The organism is Streptomyces sp. LZ34 (genome assembly GCF_053890475.1).
Map to the genome: position 1 here is coordinate 8,610,703 of NZ_CM132680.1, position 21,227 is coordinate 8,631,929.

The following is a 21,227-nucleotide window of genomic DNA, read 5'->3' on the forward strand; positions in this document are numbered from 1 at the left end:
GACTTTCGAACTCGTGGCAGGCGGGTGGTTACGGCCGAGTGACGGGGGAGTGGACATGCTCAGGCGCCTTTGATCTGGGTACGCTCCCCGCCGTCAGGGCAGCCGAGCCGAGGAGTTCGAGTCCCGTGCCGGAAACACAAGATCAGCAGAAGTTCGTTTACGACTTCACCGAGGGCAACAAGGATCTCAAGGACCTGCTCGGCGGGAAGGGCGCGAACCTCGCCGAGATGACCAATCTCGGTCTCCCGGTGCCACCGGGTTTCACCATCACCACTGAGGCCTGCAAGGTCTACCTCGACAGTGGTGAGGAGCCCGCGGCCCTGCGCGACGAGGTGAGTGCGCACCTCGACGCCCTGGAGCAGAAGATGGGCAAGGAGCTCGGTCAGACGGACGACCCGCTGCTGGTCTCCGTACGCTCCGGGGCGAAGTTCTCGATGCCCGGCATGATGGACACCGTCCTGAACATCGGGCTCTCCGACGACTCGGTCGCGGGTCTGGCAGCCCAGGCGGGCGACGAGCGGTTCGCGTGGGACTCCTACCGCCGCCTCATCCAGATGTTCGGCAAGACGGTGCTCGGCGTGGACGGCGACCTCTTCGAGGAGGCGCTGGAGGAGGCCAAGCGCGCCAAGGGCGTGACCGTCGACGTCGACCTGGACGCCAGTGACCTCAAGCGGCTGGTCGGCGAGTTCAAGGACATCGTCGCCAAGGAGACCGGCCGCAGCTTCCCGCAGGAGCCGCGCGAGCAGATGGACCTCGCGGTGCGGGCGGTCTTCGACTCGTGGAACGGCGACCGCGCCAAGCTCTACCGCCGCCAGGAGCGCATCCCTCACGACCTGGGCACCGCGGTCAACATCTGTTCCATGGTCTTCGGCAACCTCGGCCCCGACTCGGGCACCGGCGTCGCCTTCACCCGCGACCCGGCCAGCGGCCAGCAGGGCGTCTACGGCGACTACCTGCAGAACGCGCAGGGCGAGGACGTCGTCGCCGGCATCCGCAACACCGTTCCGCTCGCCGACCTCGAAGAGATCGACAAGGGCTCGTACGACGAGCTCATGCGGATCATGGAGATCCTCGAGACGCACTACCGGGACCTGTGCGACATCGAGTTCACCATCGAGCGCGGCAAGCTGTGGATGCTCCAGACCCGCGTCGGCAAGCGCACCGCCGGGGCCGCCTTCCGGATCGCCACCCAGCTGGTGGACCAGGGCCTGATCGACGAGGCCGAGGCGCTGCGCCGGGTCAACGGCGCGCAGCTCGCCCAGCTGATGTTCCCGCGCTTCGACGAGGAGGTGGCCGAGGGCGGCACCGTACGGAAGCTCGGGCGGGGCATCGCCGCCTCGCCGGGCGCCGCCGTCGGCAAGGCCGTCTTCGACTCGTACACCGCGGTCAAGTGGTCCCGGTCCGGCGAGAAGGTCATCCTCATCCGCCGTGAGACCAACCCCGACGACCTCGACGGCATGATCGCCGCCGAGGGCATCCTGACCTCCCGGGGCGGCAAGACCTCGCACGCCGCCGTGGTCGCCCGCGGCATGGGCAAGACCTGTGTCTGCGGCGCCGAGGAGCTCGAAGTCGACACCAAGCGGCGCCGGATGACGGTGCCCGGCCTCGACGGCAAGGACGGCCTGGTGATCGAGGAGGGCGACGTCGTCTCCATCGACGGCTCCACCGGCAAGGTCTACCTCGGCGAGGTGCCGGTCGTCCCGTCCCCGGTCGTCGAGTACTTCGAGGGCCGGATGCACGCGGGCGCCGACGACGCCGACGAACTGGTGGGCGCCGTGCACCGGATCATGGCCTACGCCGACCGGGTGCGCCGGCTGCGGGTGCGGGCCAACGCCGACAACGCCGAGGACGCCTCCCGCGCCCGGCGGTTCGGGGCCCAGGGCATCGGCCTGTGCCGCACCGAGCACATGTTCCTCGGCGAGCGGCGCGAGCTGGTCGAGCGGCTGATCCTCGCCCACACCGAGGAGGAGCGCGAGGCCGCCCTCGGCGCGCTGCTGCCGCTCCAGAAGGACGACTTCGTCGAGCTCTTGGAGGCGATGGACGGCCTGCCCGTCACCGTACGGCTGCTCGACCCGCCGCTCCACGAGTTCCTGCCCGACATCACCGAGCTGTCCGTGCGCGTCGCGCTCGCCGAGTCCCGCAAGGACCACAACGAGAACGACCTGCGGCTGCTGCAGGCCGTGCACCGCCTGCACGAGCAGAACCCGATGCTGGGCCTGCGCGGGGTGCGCCTCGGCCTCGTCATCCCGGGCCTGTTCGCCATGCAGGTACGGGCCATCGCGGAGGCCGCCGCCGAGCGCCGGAACGCCAAGGCCGACCCGCGTGCCGAGATCATGATTCCGCTGGTCGGCACGGTCCAGGAGCTGGAGATCGTCCGCGAGGAGGCCGAGCGCGTCATCGAGGAGGTGGAGCGGGCCCGGGGCGTGGACCTCAAGCTGACCCTCGGCACCATGATCGAGCTGCCGCGCGCCGCGCTGACCGCCGCTCAGATCGCCGAGTCCGCCGACTTCTTCTCCTTCGGCACCAACGACCTCACCCAGACCGTCTGGGGCTTCTCCCGCGACGACGTCGAGGCCAGCTTCTTCACCGCCTACCTGGAGAAGGGCATCTTCGGCGTCAGCCCCTTCGAGACCATCGACAAGGACGGCGTCGGCTCCCTCGTCCGCAGCGCCGCCGAGGCCGGCCGCGCCACCCGCCCCGACCTCAAGCTCGGCGTCTGCGGGGAGCACGGCGGCGACCCGGAGTCCGTCCACTTCTTCCACGAGGTGGGCCTGGACTACGTCTCCTGCTCGCCGTTCCGTATCCCGGTCGCGCGCCTGGAAGCCGGCCGCGCGGCGGTCATGGAGCGGTAACCGGCCAGCCAGACCACCGGAGTCGGCCCGGGGCACCCTACCCTCAGCCCCATCGCCGACTCCGGACCGCGAAGGGGGCGGCACCTGTGCGGAGGTGCCGCCCCCTCCTTCGCTGATCGGGTCAGCGGCTGGTGTACGTGTAGGCGAGCAGCGCTATCGGCATCGCGGCGCACACGGCCAGGCAGATCATCCACGCGGGCACGCCGAAGAAGCGGGTCCCCTCGTCATCCTCGTGAGGCTCAGCGCCCGCGCACTCCGGACGCCGGCACATCCCTACAGTCCGAATCTTCATGGCCTACCGCTTCCGCAGCCAGGGGAGGAGTACCAGCGTCATGGCCCCGAGAGTAGCGAGCGGTAAGGGTGCCGCGACCATGCATCCACTTGACCCTCCTGCCATCCCCATGTCGCCGCCCGGGGCGGACGTGCGGTGCTTCCCAGCGTTGTTGCCCTTGCTGTGCTTCCCCTTTGCGGTGCCGCTCGCCTTGTCCTGGTACTCGCTGTAATCGCTCACGAAGCCTCCAAGGTGGTGAATGGGATTCGCCCGATCGGCTGTCCGCGCCTCCGGCGGCGCCGCCGAGGCGGGGATGAAGCAGGCCCGCCCGCCTCCGAGGGGCGGTACGGAAGCGGGCGGACGCCGTGAGGCGGCCACTGGGTGGGTGCTCCGGTACGGGGGGAACCGGACGCCAGCGGCCCACTGCCTACGTGGCCGCGCGCTCGCTACCCCTGCGTCGGCAGATTGCGGGGGCACGGCACCACTCCTGCACCTCGGCGTACCGGGGGTCTCGGTTTGCGAGGCGGCGGTACGGAGTCATTCGGGCGGCCATCAGGCCCTGCCCAGCTGCCGGGCGCGGCGGAGAGCGGCGAGCGGGTCGCGCTGCTGCGGGAAGCGAGAGGCATGCTCGGGGCAGGCGTAGATGGTGCGGCCGCCGGCGCTCGCGCTGTGCTCGATCGCGACGACGACCGGCTTGCTGGTTGGCTTGTCGCAGCTTGCGCAGATCTGAGACGTCATCGGCCGACCCCTTGGACGGGGCCGAGCTCCTTGAGGGTGGCCAGGGTCAGCGCCCCATGCAGCAACTGGGCGTCGGTGAGGTAGCAGTCGGGACCCACAGGGATCCTCCAGTACGTTCCCGGGCTGCTCGTCCAGTGCGCGGGCGGCACGCCGACATAGCTGGCCTCGGCGGTCGAGGCGCCGAGCACCTGCACGTCCCGCACGTTCCAGCCGTCCGCGGCCCCGGGGGCCACCAGCCAGTACAGGGGCCCATGCCGATCCTGGATGACGGCGCCGGACGCGTCGCCGAGGAGTTTGAGCGCGTGCTCGCCAACCCTCACGGACGCTCTGACGGAGTCCCACCATTTGCCTGTCGGGACGACCTTGATGTCGTATCCGCTCGGCGGGGTCCACTTCAGGGCTTTGATCGTCATGGCCGGCTCCATGTACGGACGGTGTACTGACCGTCACAGCGTGCCAACCTGGCAGGGCGTCAGGTTGCACCGAACTGTGCAACCTGACGTTGACTGCCGGTGCTACAGGCCGATCCAGCTCGCATACTCGGCAAGCTCGCTGCTGCGCGACCGCTCACGCGACCGCAGGGCGATGACCGCCTCGCGGGTCGTGGGGTGATACCGCGTCTGCTGCGGCGCCGTCCGGCGAGCCTTCTGCAGACAGCTGAGTGCCTGGGTGGAATCCCCGGTCCACACGTTGGCCCTGCCCAGGTCCAGCCAGTGATGCCCTGCCCGAGACCGGTCCCAGCGCTTGGGGAACCGCACATCGTCCGCTAGCTGGACAGCCTGGCCGTACTCCTCCAAGTCGCAGGCGATGGAGACCGCGTGGACGCCGACATTCGCCGGCCCCCATCCCACGCCGTAGGCGGCGGTCTCGCCGGTCCGCTGTGCCAGTCCGCGGGCCTCGGACAGACGGGCCTCGACCTGAGCGGGTTGCTTCATTCGGCCAGCGATCACAGCTGCCCGCAGGTGAAGGACACCAGCCATCGCGGCCAGGCCGTCCGTACTCCGCGAATCCTGACCTTCCAGGTCCCGGAGAGTGCTGTCCACGACGCGCATGCCCAGGTCGTATCGGCTGGAGGAGAGAGTGGTCTGGGCGCGCAGGTAGCCGTACATGGCGGCAAGGCCCGGTTCGTCGGCGCGAGGTGCCGCCCAGTCCAGGCGCTGCAGGGCAACGGTGGCGAGGTCCACGTATCCGAAGGACCAGGCCAGCGTGAAGACGCACCGGAACGCCCACGCCAGGCACTCATGGGCCTGCCGCTGCTCCTCGCCGCTGGTGGTGTGGACGGCCTGAACGCATTCGTCGATGAGTGCTGGGAGGTCGGCGGCCATCGGTAGGTACTCGGCTTGCCGCCGTTGGACCAGCACCTTCTCCATGTCGGCGCGGATGAGCGCGACGGGGCGGGCTGGCACCTGCCAGTCGAGGGGAATGTCCCAGTTCTCCATGCTCACTCGGATGGGCTGTATGACCTCGTCGAGCCGCTCGCGCCGGAGTTCCTGGGTGTAGGGCTGGCCGAGGAGATCCGAGGTGGTCACGCTGAGCGCGCGGGCGCAGGCCGCTATGAGCGATGGCGAGGCGGGCCGCTGGCCGCACTCGACCTTGGACAGTAGGGACTTCGAGACGTTGGCACGCATGGCCAGACCTTGTTGGGTCAGGCCGCGCTCGCGGCGGGTGCGCGCGATTCGTGCGCCGGTGTGTTCCTCATTGCTCTGTGGCATGCTGAACTCCGTTCTGACCTAGACACTCAGAACGGTACCCGCGGTCGGCTCTGCGGGTACGGCTGATCGGCCCCCGACCACTCGTCGGGGGCCGTCGCGCTACTGGAGAGATGGCGAAAGGGCTCGCGCGCCCGCGCCGCCGTCATCACTCCGGACCGCGAAGCCCTCAGGAGCCGTCCGCATCGTGGTCGACGAGGGCCGCGTCAGATGCCAGGGCGCGGGCGGCGTCGGCGAAGTACTGCTCGTCGGCGCCGGGGGCGAGGCCGAGGAGGACGCCCTGGGTGAGGCCGACGAACAGTGCCCTGAGTGCGGTGACCAGACGCTGCGCCTGATGCGACGTCAGCACGGTCCCGTTGTGTGATCTGCCGGTGAACAACGCGATCAGGTGGCTCTCCTGTGTCCGGACGGACGCGGCGAGTCGGGAACCCAGTTCGGGGTCGTGCAGGGTCATGTCCAGCAGGGTGATCTGCAGCGACAGGGCAGGCAGCGCGTCGGGAGCGTCACAGCTGCGCCGGTAGTGCCGGGCAAAGGCGTCGACTGCTTCAAGGAGATCCATTTCGGCGGGAATCGCCTGTTCGACCTCTTCGTAGTGCGGCCGCAGGTAGTCGGTGACCAGGGCTACCACCAGGCCGCTCTTGCTGCCGAACAGCGAGTAGATGGCGCCGGTGGTCAGGTCGGCCCGCTCGGCGATCTCCTCCAGCCTGGCGCGGTACCCATCTCGGGAGACGACCTCGAACGCCGCATCCAGCAAGGCACGGCGGTTGCGTTCCTTGGTCTCCGCTCTTGTCATTCTCATAATTCCATTATCCTAGTAATCTCGTTACGATGGACGGGACAGGCATCAGGGAGGAACGCTCATGACGCAGGCCCAGGCTGTGACACCGTCAGCGACGCGCCGCTTGGTCGGCGCCATCGCCGATGGCAGTGTCAAGGTGTTGCTCGGTGCCGTCTTCATCATTGGCGCTGCGCGGCTCGGCGATTGGCTCGGTGTATCTACCTGGCTGATGGTCGTCTCCGGCGTTGCCCTGCTGATCGGCGGCGGGATCGAGATCAGGTATGTGCGCAGCCGCCCGATGTCCACATACACGCGGCTCATGGTCGCCTACGACAGCGGCTGGGTGCTGGCTGCGCTTGTCGGCCTGCTGATGGCATGGCGGGGCAGCGGTGCCGGGGGCGAGGTGTGGATCGGATACCAGGCGGCGGCACCCATCGCGCTCGCCGCACTGCTGGTGGCTGCCGCCCCCTTGCCGCCGACTCCGGACACCCGCACCACGAACCCGGCGGGCTGACCGGGGACTTCTGCCCCCGTCCGTGATCGACCGGACGTGCGAGCCCCACGTGTTACGCTCCGAGTCGACTTCTCACCGTCGGGCCTCGCGCCTCGCCAACCAGCTTCCCCCGGGTCCGGATGACACGGGGAAGGTGGAAGTCACCTCACCACATCCTGGGAAGGGTGTTCTGTGATGGTGGCGACGTGCGTGCGTCCGTCGGCTCTTCCGGTTCTCCCTTCCCTCAGGGAGGTTTCCGGAGTGTCGGAAGTCAAATCCGCGGAGCAACCAACCACGCAGTCCGTACAGCGTCCGTGGCTGGTCCTCGCGATCATGTGCATCGGCTTCTTCATGTCGTTGCTCGACGGATCCATCGTCAACGTCGCCATCCCCACCCTGATCGACAGCCTTGACGCCTCGTACGACCAGGTGCTGTGGGTCATCGACGGCTATCTGCTCGTCTTCTCGGTGCTGCTGATCACCACCGGGCGGCTGGGGGACATCTACGGCTACCGACGGCTGTACGTGATCGGCATCGTCGGCTTCACCGTCGCGTCGGCGCTGTGCGGGCTGGCCGATTCGCCGGGTCGGCTGCTGGCCGCGCGGGCGTTGCAGGGGCTGGCCGGGGCGCTGCTGTTTCCGCAGGTCATTTCGTCGATCCTGACGATCTTTCCGCCACGGCAGCGCGGCCGTGCGTTCGGTCTGTTCGGGGCGATCGTGGGCTTCGCGCCAGTCGTCGGCCCGGTTGTGGGCGGTTTTCTGCTCGCTCATCTCAGCTGGCGCTGGATCTTCTTCATCAACGTCCCGATCGGGATCGCCACCGCCGTGCTGGCGCTGACCTTCGCGCCGCCCATGCGCTCGGGCCGCACCCACCGGCTCGATCTGGTCGGCGTCGCGCTTGCCACCGCCGGGCTGAGCGGCATCGTGTTCGGCCTGATCGAGGGGGAGCGCTATGACTGGGGCACCATCGCAGGGCCGATCAGCATCGCCTCGGTCATCGTCGCGGGCGTCGTGCTGCTGGTGGTGTTCGTCCTCTGGCAGCAGCGGCAGCAGCGGCAGCGGGAAGAGCCTTTGATGCCGCTGGCGTTGTTCCGGGCGCGCAACTTCGCGGTCGGCAACTGGGTCGGCTTCGTCTTCCAGCTCGGCATGATCGGCATCATGTTTGTGCTGGTGCTGTATCTGCAGATGGCGCGCGGGTACTCGGCGCTGGAGACGGGGTTGGTGGTGCTGCCGAACGCCGTGCTCACCGTGGTCGGCTCCGCGTACGCCGGACGGCTGTCGGACAAGTTCGGCGGCAAGTACATCCTGATGGCTGGGGTGACGCTGCTGGCGGTCGGTCTGCTCGTACTGGTGGCGATGGCCGGCCCCACTAGCAGTGCGTGGAGTCTGCTGCCTGGTCTGACCATCATCGGGATCGCCAGCGGCGCCACGTTCGCGCCCCTGCAGCAGGCCACCATGGACGGCGTCGACCCACGGCTGGCCGGGGCGGCCTCCGGCGTCTCCAGCACCACCCGGCAGGTCGGCGGCGTCCTCGGCACCGCCGTACTGGGCGCCCTGCTGTCGGCCCGCCTCTCCTCGACGTTGCACAGCGAGGCCGAGAAGCGCGCCGGTCGGCTGCCGGAGCAGCTGCGTACGCGATTCATCGACAACAGCGCCGCCGCCGGGCAGCACTTCCGTCCGCCCACGGCGCCGGACGGTCTGACCCCGGCCGCGACCAGGCTGTACGAACGCGTCACCAGCGACACGTTCGCCACCGGTTTCGTAGGCGCCATGCGCACCACGTTTGTGGCGTGCGCCGTGGTTCTGGTGGCCGCCGCCTTGTTCTGCTTCCTGTTCGGCCCGGGGAGGAAGCCGACGGCCGAGACCGCACCGCTGGAGTGACCGGGTGATGACGGTGGTCGCGGCCCGGTGGCCGTGACCACCGTCAAGCTCACTTCTCGATCTACCGCGTTCCGTAGGCCGCCCACCGATCGAGAGCGAACCCGCCGCCCTCCCGCCGGACCTCCACGGCACCCGCCCCGCCGAAGTGCGCGGGGATGACCAACTCCCGTTCGTCAGCGGCTCGTTCGAGGATCCGGCGGCGGCTGGACACCGCCTGCGCCGGGTCGAGGCAGAAGCAGGTGCTGAGGGAGGGGTGGAGAATCTGCACCGGGCTGTGCAGCAGATCGCCGACGAACACCGCCCGGTCGCCGCCGGAGGCGAGCCGCAGGACTGATGAGCCGGGCGTGTGGCCGGGCGCGGACTCCAGGGTGAGGTGCTGGTCGATGCGGTACGAGCCGTTCCACAGGACGGCCTGACCGGCGCGGTGGATGGGCGCGATGCTGTCCTCGTAGATCAGCCGGTCGTCTTCGCGCAGGCCGTTGGCATATGCGTTGTCCGGGCCGAAGTGGTGGTCGTCGGCCGCGGGGATGAGGTATTGGGCGTGGGGAAAGGTCGGCAGCCATTCCCCCTCGGCGTCCTTGGTGTTCCAGCCGACGTGATCGCCGTGGACATGGGTGTTGACGACGACGTCGACGTCCTGCGGGCGGACCCCGGCCCGCGCCAGGCGGTCGAGGAAGTCACCGCGCCAGTGGTGGAACTGCGGCGAACTCGGCCGCTCTCGCCCGTTGCCGACCCCGGTGTCGATCAGGACGGTCCGCCCGCCGCTGCGCAGCACCCAGCTCTGCAGGGCGACCACCGCCCTGTCGCTGTCCGGATCCCAGTGGTCCGGTGCCAGCCATTCCTCGTTGTCCTTCCACACCTCGGCGGCCGCCTCCGGGACGAGGCCGCGGGTGGGTGCGAATGGCCCCTGCCACTCGGTGACCCGGATGACCTCGACATCGCCCAGCACGATGCTCTGCACGCTCTCGTTCTTCATGTCCTCGAACCTAGAAGGAGCGGTTGATCTCCTCAATGCTCGTCGAGCTCAGACAGATACGCATCCGGCTCAGTCTTGAGTCCACCGATACCCTGGCTCGATGGATGTGGTGAGCGACGCGATCTCGACCGTGCGCCTCGGGCGGCCCTCCTCCAGCCGGGTGCGGGTGAGCGGGAGTTGGTGCACCCGGCTCGCCCCGTATGACGGCGCGGGCTTCCATGTCGTACTGGAGGGCGGCTGCTGGCTGCTGCCCGACGGTGGCCCTCCGGTCTCGCTCGGTGCGGGTGACGCGGTGCTGCTGCCACACGGCACGGGGCATGTGATCGCCGACTCTCCCGTGGACGCGGTGGCCGTGGAGCGGGCGGTGCCGTTCGAGCGATGGCTGGACGGGACGGTTCCGCGCCGGCCGGCGGCCGTCTCGGGCGAGGCGGCGGGCAAGGTGGCGATGGTGTGCGGCAAGTACCGGCTCGACCGCAGTCGCGTACACCCGCTCATGGCGGAACTGCCCGAGGTCGTCCATCTGCCGAACCGCGTCGGCAGCCACCCCGAACTCCGGTCCGTCATCGACCTGCTGGGCCGCGAGCTGGGGGGACAGCAGCCCGGCTCCTGCATGGCGATCCCCAGCCTGCTCGATCTCTTCCTCATTTACGTGCTCCGTTCCTGGATGGCCGAGGGCGCGTCCGGAGCCTGGCCGGGCGTTCTGGGCGATCCGGTGGCGGCCGCCGCGCTACGGGCGCTGCACTCCGACCCGTCCGCCCCGTGGACCAACGACCGCCTGGCCACCGAGGTGGGCGTCTCGCGCCCCACCCTGGCCCGCCGGTTCACGGCCCTGGTCGGCCGGCCCCCGATGGCGTACCTCACCTGGTGGCGTCTGACCCTCGCCGCCACCCAGCTCCGCGACACACCGGATCCCCTGGCCACCATCGCCCGCCGGGTCGGCTACGGCACCCCGTACGCCCTCTCCCACGCCTTCAGCCGGGAGTTCGGGACCAGCCCCGGGCGGTACCGGGCGGAGATCGCCGCGGGACGGACCACCCCGCGGGCGAGGGGGCGGCACCTGGCCGGGAGCCGCCCCCTCTTACTCCCCCCACGGGAGCCGTTGCCGCTCGCATCGGCTCGGGCGGCAACAGAAGTGCCCAGACGGCCGTAACACACTCGTCACCCCCCACGGGAACGAGCAATCCGGTCGTGAGCACCGCCTGTTGAATTGCGGACGTCCCCCGGGGCCTTTCCCGGTGGCCGCGCTTTTCAACGAGGAACAGCATTCCGGCCCCGCCCGGCCCGCCGCGCCCCGTTTCAACTCTGGCCAAAAGGACGTGGTCACTGACGGTGGCACCGTGCATACTCATCCGTGGTCGGGGGCGATCACGGGTGTCACTTGGTGGGGGTCCAGTGCTGCGTGTGCATTTCGGCGAGCTCGATCTGGCCCGGCTGCGGATGGCGATCCGCCCGGACGCGCTGTGGGAAACGGTTTTGAGTTTCCACCGGCTGCGGGAGCACCGGGCCGCCACCGTATACGGAGAATGGCGTTCACTGGCGCGAAATAGGTTGAACGGCGAAGCGCGGCTGCTCGCGCCGCTCATTCCCTCACGCGGCTATTTCCCCGACTTCCTGACCCCCGCCGAGGGCGGAATCGGCCGCGACAACGGCATGGAGGCGCTGCGCGCCACCTCGCAGGCCCGGCTGCACACCGAGATCTCCCGCCTCCCCGCGGCCCGCCTCCCCGGCTGGATACGCGACCTCGGCCAGGGCGAGCGGCGGTCCCTGGACCGCCTGACCACCGCGCTGACCTCCTACCACCAGGCCGCCATCGCCCCGTACTGGCCGCGCCTCCAGGCCCGTATCGAGGCCGACCGCGCCGTGCGGGGCCGCGCCCTGCTGGACGGGGGAGCCGACGGGCTGCTGGCGTCCCTGCCGCCCACGATGCGCTGGCGGCCGCCGGTCCTGGAGGTCGACTACCCGGTCGACCGCGACCTGGAGCTCGGCGGGCGCGGGCTGCTGCTCCAGCCGTCGTTCTTCTGCCGAAGAACCCCGGTCACCCTCTACGACCCCGACCTCAGACCGGTGCTGGTCTACCCGGTCGAGCACACCCCGCGCCCCGTACCGCCCTGCCCCCCGGCCCGTCCCGCCACGGCCCTCCACACCCGGCCCGCGCCGATTTCCGGCCCCGCCCCCGGCCCCGCCCCCGGCTCCGCTCCCGGCTCCGCCCGCGGTCCCGTTCCCGGCCCCCTTCCCGTACCTGGCCGCGAGGCCGCCCAATCGCTGAGCAAGCTCGTCGGACAGACCCGCTCCGCCGTGCTTCAGGGGGTCGGCGGCGGCTGCACCACCAGCGAACTCGCCCGCCGCGTCGGCGTGTCGATCGCCTCCGCCAGCCAGCACGCCAGCGTGCTGCGCGACGCCGGCCTGCTGCTCACCCTCCGCCGGGGCAGCGCCGTGCTGCACACTCTGACCCCGCTGGGCGCCGCCCTGCTGCGCGGCGGCGCCCCCGAACAGCGCACGGCCCGGCTGTAGCCCGGCGCCTCAGTCGTCGATGCCCGAGCGCTCCACCCCCGCCACGATGTAGCGCTGGAGAAAGAGGAAGACCACCAGCAGCGGCAGAATCGAGACGGCCGCGGCGACGAACAGCTCGTGGATGTTGACGGTCTGGGCGGTGGTGAACGTCGACAGGGCGACCTGGACGGTCCACGCCTCCCGGTCCTGGCCGATGACCAGCGGCCACAGGAAGGAATTCCAGGCGCCGATGAAGACGATCGTGCCGACGGCGGCGAACACCGGCCGAGAATTGGGCACGACGACCCGCCAGTACGTGCGCCAGTAGCCGAGCCCGTCCACCCGCGCCGCGTCCTCCAATTCCCGGGGGAACCCGAGAAAGTACTGGCGGAAGACGAACGCCGCGAACGCGCTGAAGAGCGTCGGCACCACCAGCCCGCGCAGCGTGGACACCCAGCCCAGCGAGGACACCAGGACGAAGGTCGGCACGAAGGTGACGGCCGCCGGGACCATGAGGGTGCCCAGGATCCAGTAGAAGACCACGTTCGCGTAGCGGTACGGGATCCGGGCGAGTCCGTACCCCGCGAGGGAGGCCAGCAGCAGCGTGCCCAGCGTCGTCGCCACCGCGATCAGCGAGGAGTTGAGCAGCGCGTGCGCCATCGGCACATTCGGGTCGTCGAACAGCTCGCCGATGTTGGACCACCGCAGATCGCTCGGGAAGAACGTCCACTCGGCGGAGGTGATGTCCTCCTCGCGCGACAGCCCGTTGCGCACCAGCAGATAGAAGGGGATCAGGAAGACCATCGCCAGCGCGATCAGCAGGACGAGCCGCAGCGCGCGGCCGACGCGGACGAGGGGCTCTCGCATCACTGTCAGTCCTCCTTCCGGCCGAGCCCGAACCAGCGGGCCTGAGCCACCGTCACCACCGCGATGATCAGCGCCAGAATCACCGCGCCCGCGCTGCCGAGCCCCAGGTTCTGCCCCTGCCCCAGCGCCGTGTAGTACAGGTACACCAGCGGCGGGCGGGCGTACGGCGGATAGCCGCGCGAGTCCGAGAGCAGGTTGTAGAACTCGTCGAACGCCTGGAAGGCGTTGATGACCAGCAGCAGCGTCACCGCGATCGACGTCGCCCGCAGCTGCGGAAAGGTGATGTGCCGGAAGACCTGCCACCCCGGCCGCGCCCCGTCCACGGCCGCCGCCTCGTACAGGCCGCGCGGGATGCGCTGGAGCCCGGCCAGGAACAGCACCATGTAGAAGCCCGCCTGTAGCCACAGCCGTACGGTCACGATGACCAGCCAGTACCAGGGCGGGTCGGTCGTCGACAGCCAGGCGATCTGATCCGTGCCGAACCAGCCGAGCACGGTGTTGGCCAGCCCGAACCGCACCCCGTTGAAGATCGACATCTTCCAGATCAGCGCCGCCACGACATACGAGCACGCCACGGGGAGGAAGAACACCGACCGGAAGAACGCCTGCGCCCAGCGCAGCCTGTTGACCATCAGCGCGAGTGAGAGCGAGAGAACGTAGGTGGCCGGGACGATGAAGGCCGTGAAGACCAGGAAGGTGACGAGGCTGTCGGTGAAGGCGTCGTCCCGCAGCATCGCCGTGTAGTTGTCCAGGCCGACGAACTCGGTCGGCGAGACCGTGTTGTGCGCGTCGAAGAAGCTGAGGTAGACGCTCCACGCCAGCGGTACGTAAGTGAACAGACCGAGCCCGATCGCGAACGGGCCGACGAAGACCCAGAACCAGAGCGTGCGGTTCTGCTTGCCCAGCAGCCTGCGCCGCATACCCCGCGCGGGCTTGTCCTGAAGCGGGCGCGACAGCGTGTCCTGCGCCATCGCCGCCGTCAGCTCTTCTTCACGCGCCGCAGCTCCGCCCCCACCTTGCGCACCACGCCCCGCAGCTCCTGGTCCGCGCTCGCGCCGTCCTTGATGATCCGGCTGAGCGCGTCCTGGTAGGCGGTCCGGCTCGCCGGGGTCCACAGCAGCGGCTCGGCGAAGCCGTGGTCGGTGGCGTAGCGCACCGCGTCCCCGGCCGCGCCCTCGCGCAGCTTGTCGGCCTTCTTGGCGAGCGAGATCCGGGCCGGGATGTGGAAGCCGTACGACAGCGCGAAGTCCTCCTGGTACTCCGTCCTGTCCACCCACAGCCACTTCACGAAGGCCTTCGCCTCCTCCTTGTGCCTCGCCTTGGAACTGACCGCCGCGCCATACGCCCCGACCGGCACCGACGGCTTCCCCGCCGACCCGTCCTTCGGGAACGGCAGCACCCCGAAGTCGTTGCCCAGCTCCTTCTTGACCAGCGGCAACGCCCACAGGCCCGACCACTGCATGGCGGTGAGCCCCTGGATGAACGCCGACGGATCCGACCAGTCCGAGGGCGCGCCGAGCAGCAGCGACTTGTCCGCGTACAGCCGGTGGATCTTCTCCAGCGCGCGGGCGGCGGCCGGGTCGTCGAAGCCGACCTCGCCCTCGTCGGTGACCAGCCGCAACCCCGCGGCCTGGAGCGGGGTGCCGCCGAGCACCCCCGCGCCCCCGTCATTGCCCAGGAACAGCCCCTTGGTCTTCTTGTCCGTGAGCTCCTTCGCCGCGTCGACCAGCGCGTCGAGCGTCCGCGGCGGCTCCACGCCGGCGTCCTTCAGCAGGCTCTTCCGGTAGTAGAGCAGCTGCATGTCGACGACCTGCGGAACGCCCCAGATCTTGCCGTCGTACGTCTTGGGCGCGAGGACCGCCTGGTTGAAGTCGTCCTTGACGCCGTCGAGGAGGTCGGTCAGATCCTCCACCTGACCGCCCTGGATCTGGTCCAGCGTCGGTCCGTTGGCCTCGAAGACGTCCGGGCCGGACGTGGTGAGCAGCGCGGCGGCCGTCTGCTGGTCGTAGTTCCCCGGCCGCCACTGCACCTCGACCGTGGCCTTGCCGGTCTTGCCGTACGCCGCGGCGTACCGCTTCACCGCCCGCTCGGTGCCGTCCTCGCCGTACTGGTGGTACCACTGCTCGATGACCGGCTTGCCGCCCGAGTCCTCCGACTCCCGGCCGGTGTTCGAGCCGCACGCGGCGGCCAGCGCTCCCGTCAGAGCCAGGCTCCCGCCGGTGCCGAGCAGTCGTCTGCGGCTGATGGACATGTGATTGCTGGACATGCTGCGCCCCCTCGCGCCGTCGCTCCCTGTGACCGGATCGTGCAACCAACCACGGTACGGCCCCAATGATCAACCATGGGGGTGGATTGCGACAGCGCTGTTGCGGCGGTATGTCAGCTGCTCTGGTTGACGTTTGACGGGCCGTCGGGGCCGTCGGGGCCGTCAGCCGGCCCCAGCTCGTCGAAGACCCGCTGGGCCGTGGCGAACGCGGAGTTCGCCGCCGGGACGCCGCAGTAGACCGCGCTCTGCAGCAGCACCTCGCCGATCTCCTCGCGGGTCAGGCCATTGGTGAGGGCGGCCCGTATGTGCATGGCCAGCTCCGCGTCGTGGCCGTGGGCGATGAGCGCGGTGAGGGTGATACAGCTGCGGGTGCGGCGGTCCAGGGCGTCGCCGGTCCAGATCTCGCCCCAGGCGTAGCGGGTGATGAAGTCCTGGAACCGGGCGGTGAAGGGGGTCGTACGGGCGATCGCGCGGTCGACGTGGGGGTCGCCGAGGACGGCGCGGCGGACGGCCATTCCGGCGGCGCGGCGGGAGGCGTCGTCGCTGGTGCTGGTGCCGGTGCGGGCTTTGGTGCCGGTGTTGGCGTTGATGTCCGCCTCTGCGTCCGTGCCCACCCCCGCGCCCCCGGCGAAGTGCGCGAGCAGCACGGCCGTGACCGGCTCCGGCCGCTCCACCCCGGCCAGATGCGCCGCCCCCGCCACCTCCAGCAGGCTCGCCCCCGGCACCGCGTCCGCGATCTCGCGGGCGTGGGCGGGCGGGGTGGCGGGGTCGTCGCGGCCGGCGACGACGAGCGTGGGCACGCCCGTGATGGACGGCAGCGCGGAGCGCAGGTCGTACGAGGCGAGGGCGTCGCAGCAGGCGGCGTACCCCGCGCGGGCACAGCTCCGCAGGTCCTCCAGCAGCGCGACGGCGCGGGGTGAGGCGGCGAAGCGGTGCGAGAACCATGTGCCCGGGCGGCTCGCGACCATCGCATCCGTACCCTCCGCCCGCACGAGCGCGGCCCTCTCGCGCCAGGCCGCGGGGTCGCCGAAGCGGGCCGAGGAGCAGATCACGGCGAGCGATTCGACCCGCTCCGGGTGGTGCGCGGCCAGGTGCAGACCGACCGCCCCGCCGATCGAGATCCCCGCGTACGCGAACCGCTCCCACCCCTGCGCGTCGGCGAGCCGCAGCACGAGGGCGGCGAGGTCGCCGACGGTGGCGCTGCCGTCGGAGGGCAGCAGCCCGGCGGGGGAGCGGCCGTGCCCGGGCAGATCCCAGCGCAGCACGCGGTGCGTGCGGGCGAGGGCGGGCAGCTGGGGCTCCCAGACGGCGAGGGAGGTGCCGACGGACGGGCCGAGGATGAGGGGCGGGGCGGTGGCGGGGCCGTCGAGGAGGTGGTGCGGGAGGTCAGTCATGGTCGGCGCTCCGGGCGGCGGTGGGCGTTGGGCATGGGGCGGGCTCGGGAAAGGCTGGTGACGGGCTGGACTGGGCTGGGACAGGAGGCCGGGCTGGGCCGGGTTGGGACAGAGGGCCGGGGGCCGGGCTGGGCTGGGACAGGTGGCCGGGGGCCGGGCCGGGCTGGGACAGGGAGCCGGGGATCACGCACCGTCGGTCTGCGGGGTCTGCGGGGTCTGCGGGGTCTGCGGGGAGCCGGGGACATCAGGAGCCGCGCGGCGGAGTGCCCGGTCGACGAGCGCGCCGGCGGAGCCGGTGTAGCGGGCCGGATCCGTCAACTCCCGCAGCTGCGCCTCGGGCAGCAGGCCCGCGAGTCCCGGTACCTCCGCCAGCGCGTCGGCCAGCGCCGCCGCCAGTCCGCCGCCCTCCTCCCTCGCCCGCCGGGACGCCGACGTCAGCAGCTCCTTCGCGCGCGAGCGGCCCACGAGAGGAGCGAGGGCGGCGGCGATGCGCTCGCTGACGATGAGGCCGTCGGTGAGTGCGAGGTGTTCGCCCATCCGGCGCGGGAACACCCGCAGGCCCTCCGCCAGCTCGGCGGCCTCCCGCGCGGCCCCGCCCGCCAGCCGCAGCAGCTCGCGCAGCGGCTGCCACTCGGCGTGCCACGCCCCGGCGGGCCGCTCGTCCTCGGCGGCGAGCGAGCCGAGGAGCGTGGCGGCAAGCCCGGGCGCCTGCCGGGCGGCGGCGGCGATGAGCGTGGCGCGGACGGGGTTGCTCTTGTGCGGCATCGCGGACGAGCCGCCCCCGCTGCCCTCGGCGACCTCCCCGATCTCCGTCCGGGAGAGCACCAGGACATCCGCCGCGACCTTGCCCAGCGCGCCGGTGGCGAAGGCGAGCGCGGCCCCGAGATCGGCCACCGGGGTACGCAGCGTGTGCCACGGCAGCACGGGCTCAGCGAGCCCCAGCTCCCCAGCGAACCGCGCCACGAGCCGGACCCCAAGGTGGACCCCAAGGTCTCCGCCCGGCCCGGGCGCAGCGCCTGGCCCGGCCGGGGCGGCTGGTGTCGGGCCGCCGGCCTCGCCGGGCGTTCGGCCGCCGATGTCGGCGGCCGGGTCGGCCGGGGCCGCGGTCGCCGTGCCGGCCGCCATGGTCGTGGCGGCCCTGCCCCGTTCGGCGTCCGGACCCGTCGCCGGCCGCACGCCGGGGGACTGCGGCCGGTCGGGCGTCGGCGCGCGCTCCGTGTCGGCGTCGGGCCGGTCTGGTTGGCCGGGTGCCGATCCCGTGTCGGGGGCCTCCGCTGGCGCGGCGAAGGCCGCCAGCGTGCCGGCCGCGCCGCCCAGTTGGGCGGGCGGGCGGAGGGCGGTGAGGCGGTCGTGGGCGTCCAGGGTCAGGGCGCGCCAGCCTGCCGCCTTCAGGCCGAAGGTGGTGGGCACGGCGTGCTGGGTCAGGGTGCGGGCGGGCATGGGGGTGTCGCGGTGTGCGGCCGCGAGCCGGCCGAGCGCCGTGGCCGTGCGGCCGAGGTCGGCCAGGATCAGCGGCAGGGCGCGGGCGGCGACCAGCATCGCGGCGGTGTCCAGGATGTCCTGGCTGGTCGCGCCGCGATGAACGTACGCGGCCGCCTCCCGGTCCGTACGGGCCACCGCCGCCGTCATCTCGGCGACCAGCGGGATGACCGGGTTGCCCCCGGCGCGGGCCCGCACGGCGAGGTCCCGCACGTCGTACAGCTCCGCGCGCGCCACGCCCGCCACCGCCCCCGCGGCCGCTCCGGGCGCCTGCCCGAGCGCGGCCTGCGCCCGGGTGAGCGCGGCCTCCGCGTCCAGCATGGCCTGGAGGAAGGCGACGTCCCCGGTGGCCTCCTCAACGCTCGCCCCGACCCGCACCGGCGACAGCAGCCCGCTGTCGGCGGCGAGAGCAGCCGGGTCGTGGGAGTTAGCGGAACTCAAGGAAGACCGTCTCCCCCTCGCCCTGGAGGCGGATGTCGAAGCGGTACGTCCCCGGCTGCGGCCCGGCCGTCGCCACCAGGGTCTCGCGGCGGGCCGGGGGCAGCGAGGCGAGGAGGGGGTCGGCGGCGTTGGCGGCGGCGTTTTCGGGGAGGTAGACGCGGGTGAAGAGGTGGTGCAGCAGGCCGCGGGCGTGGACGCAGACGCTGATGTAGGGGGCCGGGGAGGGGGCGCCCGGGGGGAGGGTGTGAGCGGTCCAGTGGCCGTCGGCGTCCGTGGGGATCCGGCCGAAGCCGGTGAAATCCACGCCGTTGCGGCCCGCGTAGCCGCCGGTCACCGGGTCGCGGCGGATCGAGCCGGGGGCGCCGGACAGAGAGCCGTCCGGGCCCGCCTGCCAGAGTTCGACCAGGGCGTCGGGGACGGGGGCGCCCGCGCCGTCGTAGACGTATCCGTGCAGGGTGATCGCGTCCGCGCGCCCCGCCGGGGCCATGTCGCCGCCGCCGGTGAAGGGGAGCGCGTAGCCGTAGAAGGGGCCGACGGTGTGCGAGGGGGTGGGGGACAGGTCGGGGGACGGGGTGGGGGACATGGGCTGCGTGGACATCAGCGGCCCTCCTCTGTCCAGGTGGCGGACGGCCCGTCCAGGACGATGTCCCAGCGGTAGCCGAGCGACCATTCGGGCTGGGAGAGCGCGTGGTCGTACGTCGCGACCAGCCGCTGTCGCGCCCGCTCGTCGGTGACCGACTGGAGGATCGGGTCGTAGCCGAACAGCGGGTCGCCGGGGAAGTACATCTGGGTGACCAGGCGCTGGGTGAACGCCGTCCCGAAGAGGGAGAAGTGGAGGTGTGCGGGGCGCCACGCGCCCACGTGGTTGCGCCACGGATACGCGCCCGGCTTGATCGTGGTGAAGGTGTAGCCCCCGTCGTCGCCGGTGAGGGTGCGTCCGACGCCGGTGAAGTTGGGGTCGAGCGGGGCGGGGTGCTGGTCGCGCAGATGGGCGTAGCGCCCGGACGCGTTGGCCTGCCACAGCTCGACGAGCTGTCCGCGCACCGGGCGGCCCCGGCTGTCGAGGAGCCGTCCGGAGACGGTGATGCGCTCGCCGAGGGGTTCGCCCTGGTGCTGGACGGTGAGGTCGTTGTCGGTCGCGGTGATGTCGGTGTGGCCGAAGACCGGCGTGTGCAGCTCGACGGTCTCCGGGTCGCCCTGGACGGCGACGAGTGGCTGCTTGGGGTGGCGCAGCAGGCTGCTGCGGTACGGCGGGAAGTCGCGTGACGGGTGGTCGGCGGCGGGCGCCCCGTCGGCGCGGGCCTGGCCGTACTCCTCGCGGATCACGGCCAGTTCGCCGTCGATGTCGGACTGGGTGAGAGACAACTGTGTCACCGTTACCTTTCGAGTACGAGGGCGAGGCCCTGCCCGACGCCGATGCACAAGGTGGCCAGGCCCACCCCGGAGCCCGCCGCCGCGAGCTGGTGGGCGACGGCCCCGGCGAGCCGGGCGCCGGAGGCGCCGAGGGGGTGGCCGATGGCGATGGCGCCGCCGCGCGGGTTGACGAGGGCGGGGTCCAGGTCCGGCCACTCGGCGAGGCAGCCCAGCACCTGTGCGGCGAAGGCTTCGTTGAGCTCCAGGGTGGTCAGGTCGGCGAAGGTGCGCCCGGCCTTGGCGAGCGCGCGGTGCACGGCCTCGACCGGCCCGAGGCCGAAGTACTGCGGCTCGATGCCGGTGACGGCGGATGCGCCGATGCGGGCCAGCGGCTCGCGCCCGGTGGCCCGCAGCCCCTCCTCGTCGACGAGCAGCAGCGCGGCCGCGCCGTCGTTGAGCGGCGAGGCGTTGCCGGCCGTGACCGTGCCGCCGTCCTTGCGGAAGGCGGGCTTCAGCTTGGCCAGGGACTCAAGCGATGTGGTGTCGCGGATGGTCTCGTCCCGGGGCAGGTCCACGCCCTCGTACGGCACGACCTCCGCGTCGTACGCCCCTTCCCGCCACGCCCGCGCCGCCTTCTCATGGCTGGCGAGCGCGTACGCGTCCTGCGCCGCGCGGCCGATGCCGTGCTTGTCGGCGATCAGTTCGGCGCCCTCGCCGAGGGCGACGGTCCACTCGGGCGGCATGTCGGGGTTGGTCATGCGCCAGCCGAGCGTGGTGGAGTACAGCTGCTGGTGCCCGGCCGGGAAGGCCCGCTCCGGCTTGGGCAGCACCCAGGGGGCGCGGCTCATCGACTCCACGCCCCCGGCCAGCGCGATGTGCGCGTCGCCGACGGCGATGGCGCGGGCGGCCTGGAGCACGGCCTCCAGGCCCGAGGCGCACAGCCGGTTGACGGTCGCGCCCGGCACGCCGACGGGGAGCCCCGCCAGCAGGACGGCCATCCGGGCCACATCGCGGTTCTCCTCGCCCGCGCCGTTGGCGTTGCCGAAGTAGACGTCGTCGATGCTGGCCGGGTCGAGGTCGGGGGTGCGGGCGAGGAGGGCGCGTACGACATGGGCGGCCAGGTCGTCGGGGCGCACGCCCGCGAGCGCGCCGCCGTACTTGCCGACGGGCGTGCGCACGGCGTCGACGATGTAGACCTCGCGCAGGGTGCCGTTGCGCGGCGTGGCGTTGGTCATCGGG

Annotated in this window: 18 protein-coding genes and 1 pseudogene; 5 read left to right on the forward strand and 14 right to left on the reverse strand. The window is 71.5% G+C overall.

The window, feature by feature from the left end:
- The first annotated feature begins 125 nt into the window (after positions 1–125).
- Positions 126–2,852: a pyruvate, phosphate dikinase gene (gene ppdK / locus ACWY4P_RS36390; RefSeq protein ID WP_456204794.1), complete on the forward strand. Its 2,727-nt coding sequence runs from the start codon at positions 126–128 to the stop codon at positions 2,850–2,852.
- Between the two features lie 121 nt (positions 2,853–2,973).
- On the opposite strand, the gene ACWY4P_RS36395 is transcribed toward ppdK, so the two are convergent.
- The 5 genes from ACWY4P_RS36395 to ACWY4P_RS36415 form a co-directional block, all read right to left on the reverse strand.
- On the reverse strand, positions 2,974–3,123 hold the full coding sequence (locus tag ACWY4P_RS36395) for a hypothetical protein (protein ID WP_456204795.1): 150 nt from the start codon (positions 3,121–3,123) through the stop codon (positions 2,974–2,976).
- Between the two features lie 552 nt (positions 3,124–3,675).
- The gene (locus ACWY4P_RS36400; RefSeq protein WP_456204796.1) at positions 3,676–3,861 is read right to left on the reverse strand and encodes a hypothetical protein; all 186 of its coding nucleotides are present in this window, start codon (positions 3,859–3,861) and stop codon (positions 3,676–3,678) included.
- The gene (locus tag ACWY4P_RS36405; protein WP_456204797.1) at positions 3,858–4,274 is read right to left on the reverse strand and encodes a hypothetical protein; all 417 of its coding nucleotides are present in this window, start codon (positions 4,272–4,274) and stop codon (positions 3,858–3,860) included. The genes ACWY4P_RS36400 and ACWY4P_RS36405 overlap by 4 nt, the downstream gene beginning before the upstream one ends.
- A gap of 102 nt (positions 4,275–4,376) precedes the next feature.
- The gene (locus tag ACWY4P_RS36410; RefSeq protein ID WP_456204798.1) at positions 4,377–5,573 is read right to left on the reverse strand and encodes a helix-turn-helix domain-containing protein; all 1,197 of its coding nucleotides are present in this window, start codon (positions 5,571–5,573) and stop codon (positions 4,377–4,379) included.
- A 166-nt stretch (positions 5,574–5,739) separates the two neighbouring features.
- Positions 5,740–6,363 (reverse strand): TetR/AcrR family transcriptional regulator, encoded by a 624-nt coding sequence (locus tag ACWY4P_RS36415; protein WP_456204799.1) that lies wholly within the window; start codon positions 6,361–6,363, stop codon positions 5,740–5,742.
- Positions 6,364–6,430: 67 nt separating this feature from the next.
- On the opposite strand from ACWY4P_RS36415, the gene ACWY4P_RS36420 reads away from it, so the two are divergent.
- Complete coding sequence (locus tag ACWY4P_RS36420; protein ID WP_456204800.1) at positions 6,431–6,862, forward strand: hypothetical protein; 432 nt, start codon at positions 6,431–6,433, stop codon at positions 6,860–6,862.
- 240 nt (positions 6,863–7,102) lie between these two features.
- Positions 7,103–8,722 (forward strand): MFS transporter, encoded by a 1,620-nt coding sequence (locus ACWY4P_RS36425; RefSeq protein WP_456204801.1) that lies wholly within the window; start codon positions 7,103–7,105, stop codon positions 8,720–8,722.
- A gap of 61 nt (positions 8,723–8,783) precedes the next feature.
- Here ACWY4P_RS36425 and ACWY4P_RS36430 read toward each other — a convergent pair whose 3' ends face one another.
- Positions 8,784–9,698 carry an MBL fold metallo-hydrolase gene (locus tag ACWY4P_RS36430; RefSeq protein WP_456204802.1) on the reverse strand — a complete coding sequence of 305 codons (915 nt, stop codon included), beginning with the start codon at positions 9,696–9,698 and terminating at the stop codon, positions 8,784–8,786.
- 100 nt (positions 9,699–9,798) lie between these two features.
- Here ACWY4P_RS36430 and ACWY4P_RS36435 point away from each other — a divergent pair.
- A pseudogene (locus tag ACWY4P_RS36435) lies at positions 9,799–10,719 on the forward strand (AraC family transcriptional regulator); the annotation flags it as partial.
- A gap of 371 nt (positions 10,720–11,090) precedes the next feature.
- The gene (locus tag ACWY4P_RS36440) at positions 11,091–12,209 is read left to right on the forward strand and encodes an ArsR/SmtB family transcription factor (protein WP_456204803.1); all 1,119 of its coding nucleotides are present in this window, start codon (positions 11,091–11,093) and stop codon (positions 12,207–12,209) included.
- A 9-nt stretch (positions 12,210–12,218) separates the two neighbouring features.
- Here the strand turns inward: ACWY4P_RS36440 and ACWY4P_RS36445 are convergent, their stop codons facing one another.
- The 8 genes from ACWY4P_RS36445 to ACWY4P_RS36480 all read right to left on the reverse strand — a co-directional run bounded on the left by ACWY4P_RS36445 (position 12,219) and on the right by ACWY4P_RS36480 (position 21,223).
- Entirely contained in the window at positions 12,219–13,055 is an 837-nt protein-coding gene (locus tag ACWY4P_RS36445; RefSeq protein WP_456204804.1) for a carbohydrate ABC transporter permease, read from the reverse strand.
- Between the two features lie 5 nt (positions 13,056–13,060).
- On the reverse strand, positions 13,061–13,975 hold the full coding sequence (locus ACWY4P_RS36450) for a carbohydrate ABC transporter permease (RefSeq protein WP_456213179.1): 915 nt from the start codon (positions 13,973–13,975) through the stop codon (positions 13,061–13,063).
- Between the two features lie 59 nt (positions 13,976–14,034).
- Positions 14,035–15,306, reverse strand: a complete 1,272-nt coding sequence (locus tag ACWY4P_RS36455) for an ABC transporter substrate-binding protein (RefSeq protein ID WP_456213180.1) — start codon at positions 15,304–15,306, stop codon at positions 14,035–14,037.
- A 128-nt stretch (positions 15,307–15,434) separates the two neighbouring features.
- Complete coding sequence (pcaDC, locus tag ACWY4P_RS36460; protein WP_456204805.1) at positions 15,435–16,715, reverse strand: bifunctional 3-oxoadipate enol-lactonase/4-carboxymuconolactone decarboxylase PcaDC; 1,281 nt, start codon at positions 16,713–16,715, stop codon at positions 15,435–15,437.
- Between the two features lie 183 nt (positions 16,716–16,898).
- On the reverse strand, positions 16,899–18,515 hold the full coding sequence (locus ACWY4P_RS36465; protein WP_456213181.1) for a lyase family protein: 1,617 nt from the start codon (positions 18,513–18,515) through the stop codon (positions 16,899–16,901).
- A gap of 106 nt (positions 18,516–18,621) precedes the next feature.
- Positions 18,622–19,233: a protocatechuate 3,4-dioxygenase subunit alpha gene (gene pcaG / locus ACWY4P_RS36470; protein WP_456204806.1), complete on the reverse strand. Its 612-nt coding sequence runs from the start codon at positions 19,231–19,233 to the stop codon at positions 18,622–18,624.
- Positions 19,233–20,000 (reverse strand): protocatechuate 3,4-dioxygenase subunit beta, encoded by a 768-nt coding sequence (gene pcaH, locus ACWY4P_RS36475; RefSeq protein ID WP_456213182.1) that lies wholly within the window; start codon positions 19,998–20,000, stop codon positions 19,233–19,235. Before pcaH ends, pcaG begins: the two co-directional genes overlap by 1 nt.
- A gap of 11 nt (positions 20,001–20,011) precedes the next feature.
- Positions 20,012–21,223 carry a thiolase family protein gene (locus ACWY4P_RS36480; protein WP_456204807.1) on the reverse strand — a complete coding sequence of 404 codons (1,212 nt, stop codon included), beginning with the start codon at positions 21,221–21,223 and terminating at the stop codon, positions 20,012–20,014.
- Between the last annotated feature and the right edge of the window lie 4 nt (positions 21,224–21,227).

Bases quoted from the DNA above. Each gene is read 5' to 3' on its own strand.
- ACWY4P_RS36395 (WP_456204795.1), bottom strand. From the start codon at position 3,123: ATGTGCCGGCGTCCGGAGTGCGCGGGCGCTGAGCCTCACGAGGATGAC.
- ACWY4P_RS36400 (WP_456204796.1), bottom strand. From the start codon at position 3,861: ATGACGTCTCAGATCTGCGCAAGCTGCGACAAGCCAACCAGCAAGCCG.
- ACWY4P_RS36405 (WP_456204797.1), bottom strand. From the start codon at position 4,274: ATGACGATCAAAGCCCTGAAGTGGACCCCGCCGAGCGGATACGACATC.
- ACWY4P_RS36410 (WP_456204798.1), bottom strand. From the start codon at position 5,573: ATGCCACAGAGCAATGAGGAACACACCGGCGCACGAATCGCGCGCACC.
- ACWY4P_RS36415 (WP_456204799.1), bottom strand. From the start codon at position 6,363: ATGACAAGAGCGGAGACCAAGGAACGCAACCGCCGTGCCTTGCTGGAT.
- ACWY4P_RS36420 (WP_456204800.1), top strand. From the start codon at position 6,431: ATGACGCAGGCCCAGGCTGTGACACCGTCAGCGACGCGCCGCTTGGTC.
- ACWY4P_RS36430 (WP_456204802.1), bottom strand. From the start codon at position 9,698: ATGAAGAACGAGAGCGTGCAGAGCATCGTGCTGGGCGATGTCGAGGTC.
- ACWY4P_RS36445 (WP_456204804.1), bottom strand. From the start codon at position 13,055: ATGCGAGAGCCCCTCGTCCGCGTCGGCCGCGCGCTGCGGCTCGTCCTG.
- ACWY4P_RS36450 (WP_456213179.1), bottom strand. From the start codon at position 13,975: ATGCGGCGCAGGCTGCTGGGCAAGCAGAACCGCACGCTCTGGTTCTGG.
- ACWY4P_RS36455 (WP_456213180.1), bottom strand. From the start codon at position 15,306: ATGTCCATCAGCCGCAGACGACTGCTCGGCACCGGCGGGAGCCTGGCT.
- pcaDC (WP_456204805.1), bottom strand. From the start codon at position 16,715: ATGACTGACCTCCCGCACCACCTCCTCGACGGCCCCGCCACCGCCCCG.
- ACWY4P_RS36465 (WP_456213181.1), bottom strand. From the start codon at position 18,515: ATGCTGGACGCGGAGGCCGCGCTCACCCGGGCGCAGGCCGCGCTCGGG.
- pcaG (WP_456204806.1), bottom strand. From the start codon at position 19,233: ATGTCCACGCAGCCCATGTCCCCCACCCCGTCCCCCGACCTGTCCCCC.
- ACWY4P_RS36480 (WP_456204807.1), bottom strand. From the start codon at position 21,223: ATGACCAACGCCACGCCGCGCAACGGCACCCTGCGCGAGGTCTACATC.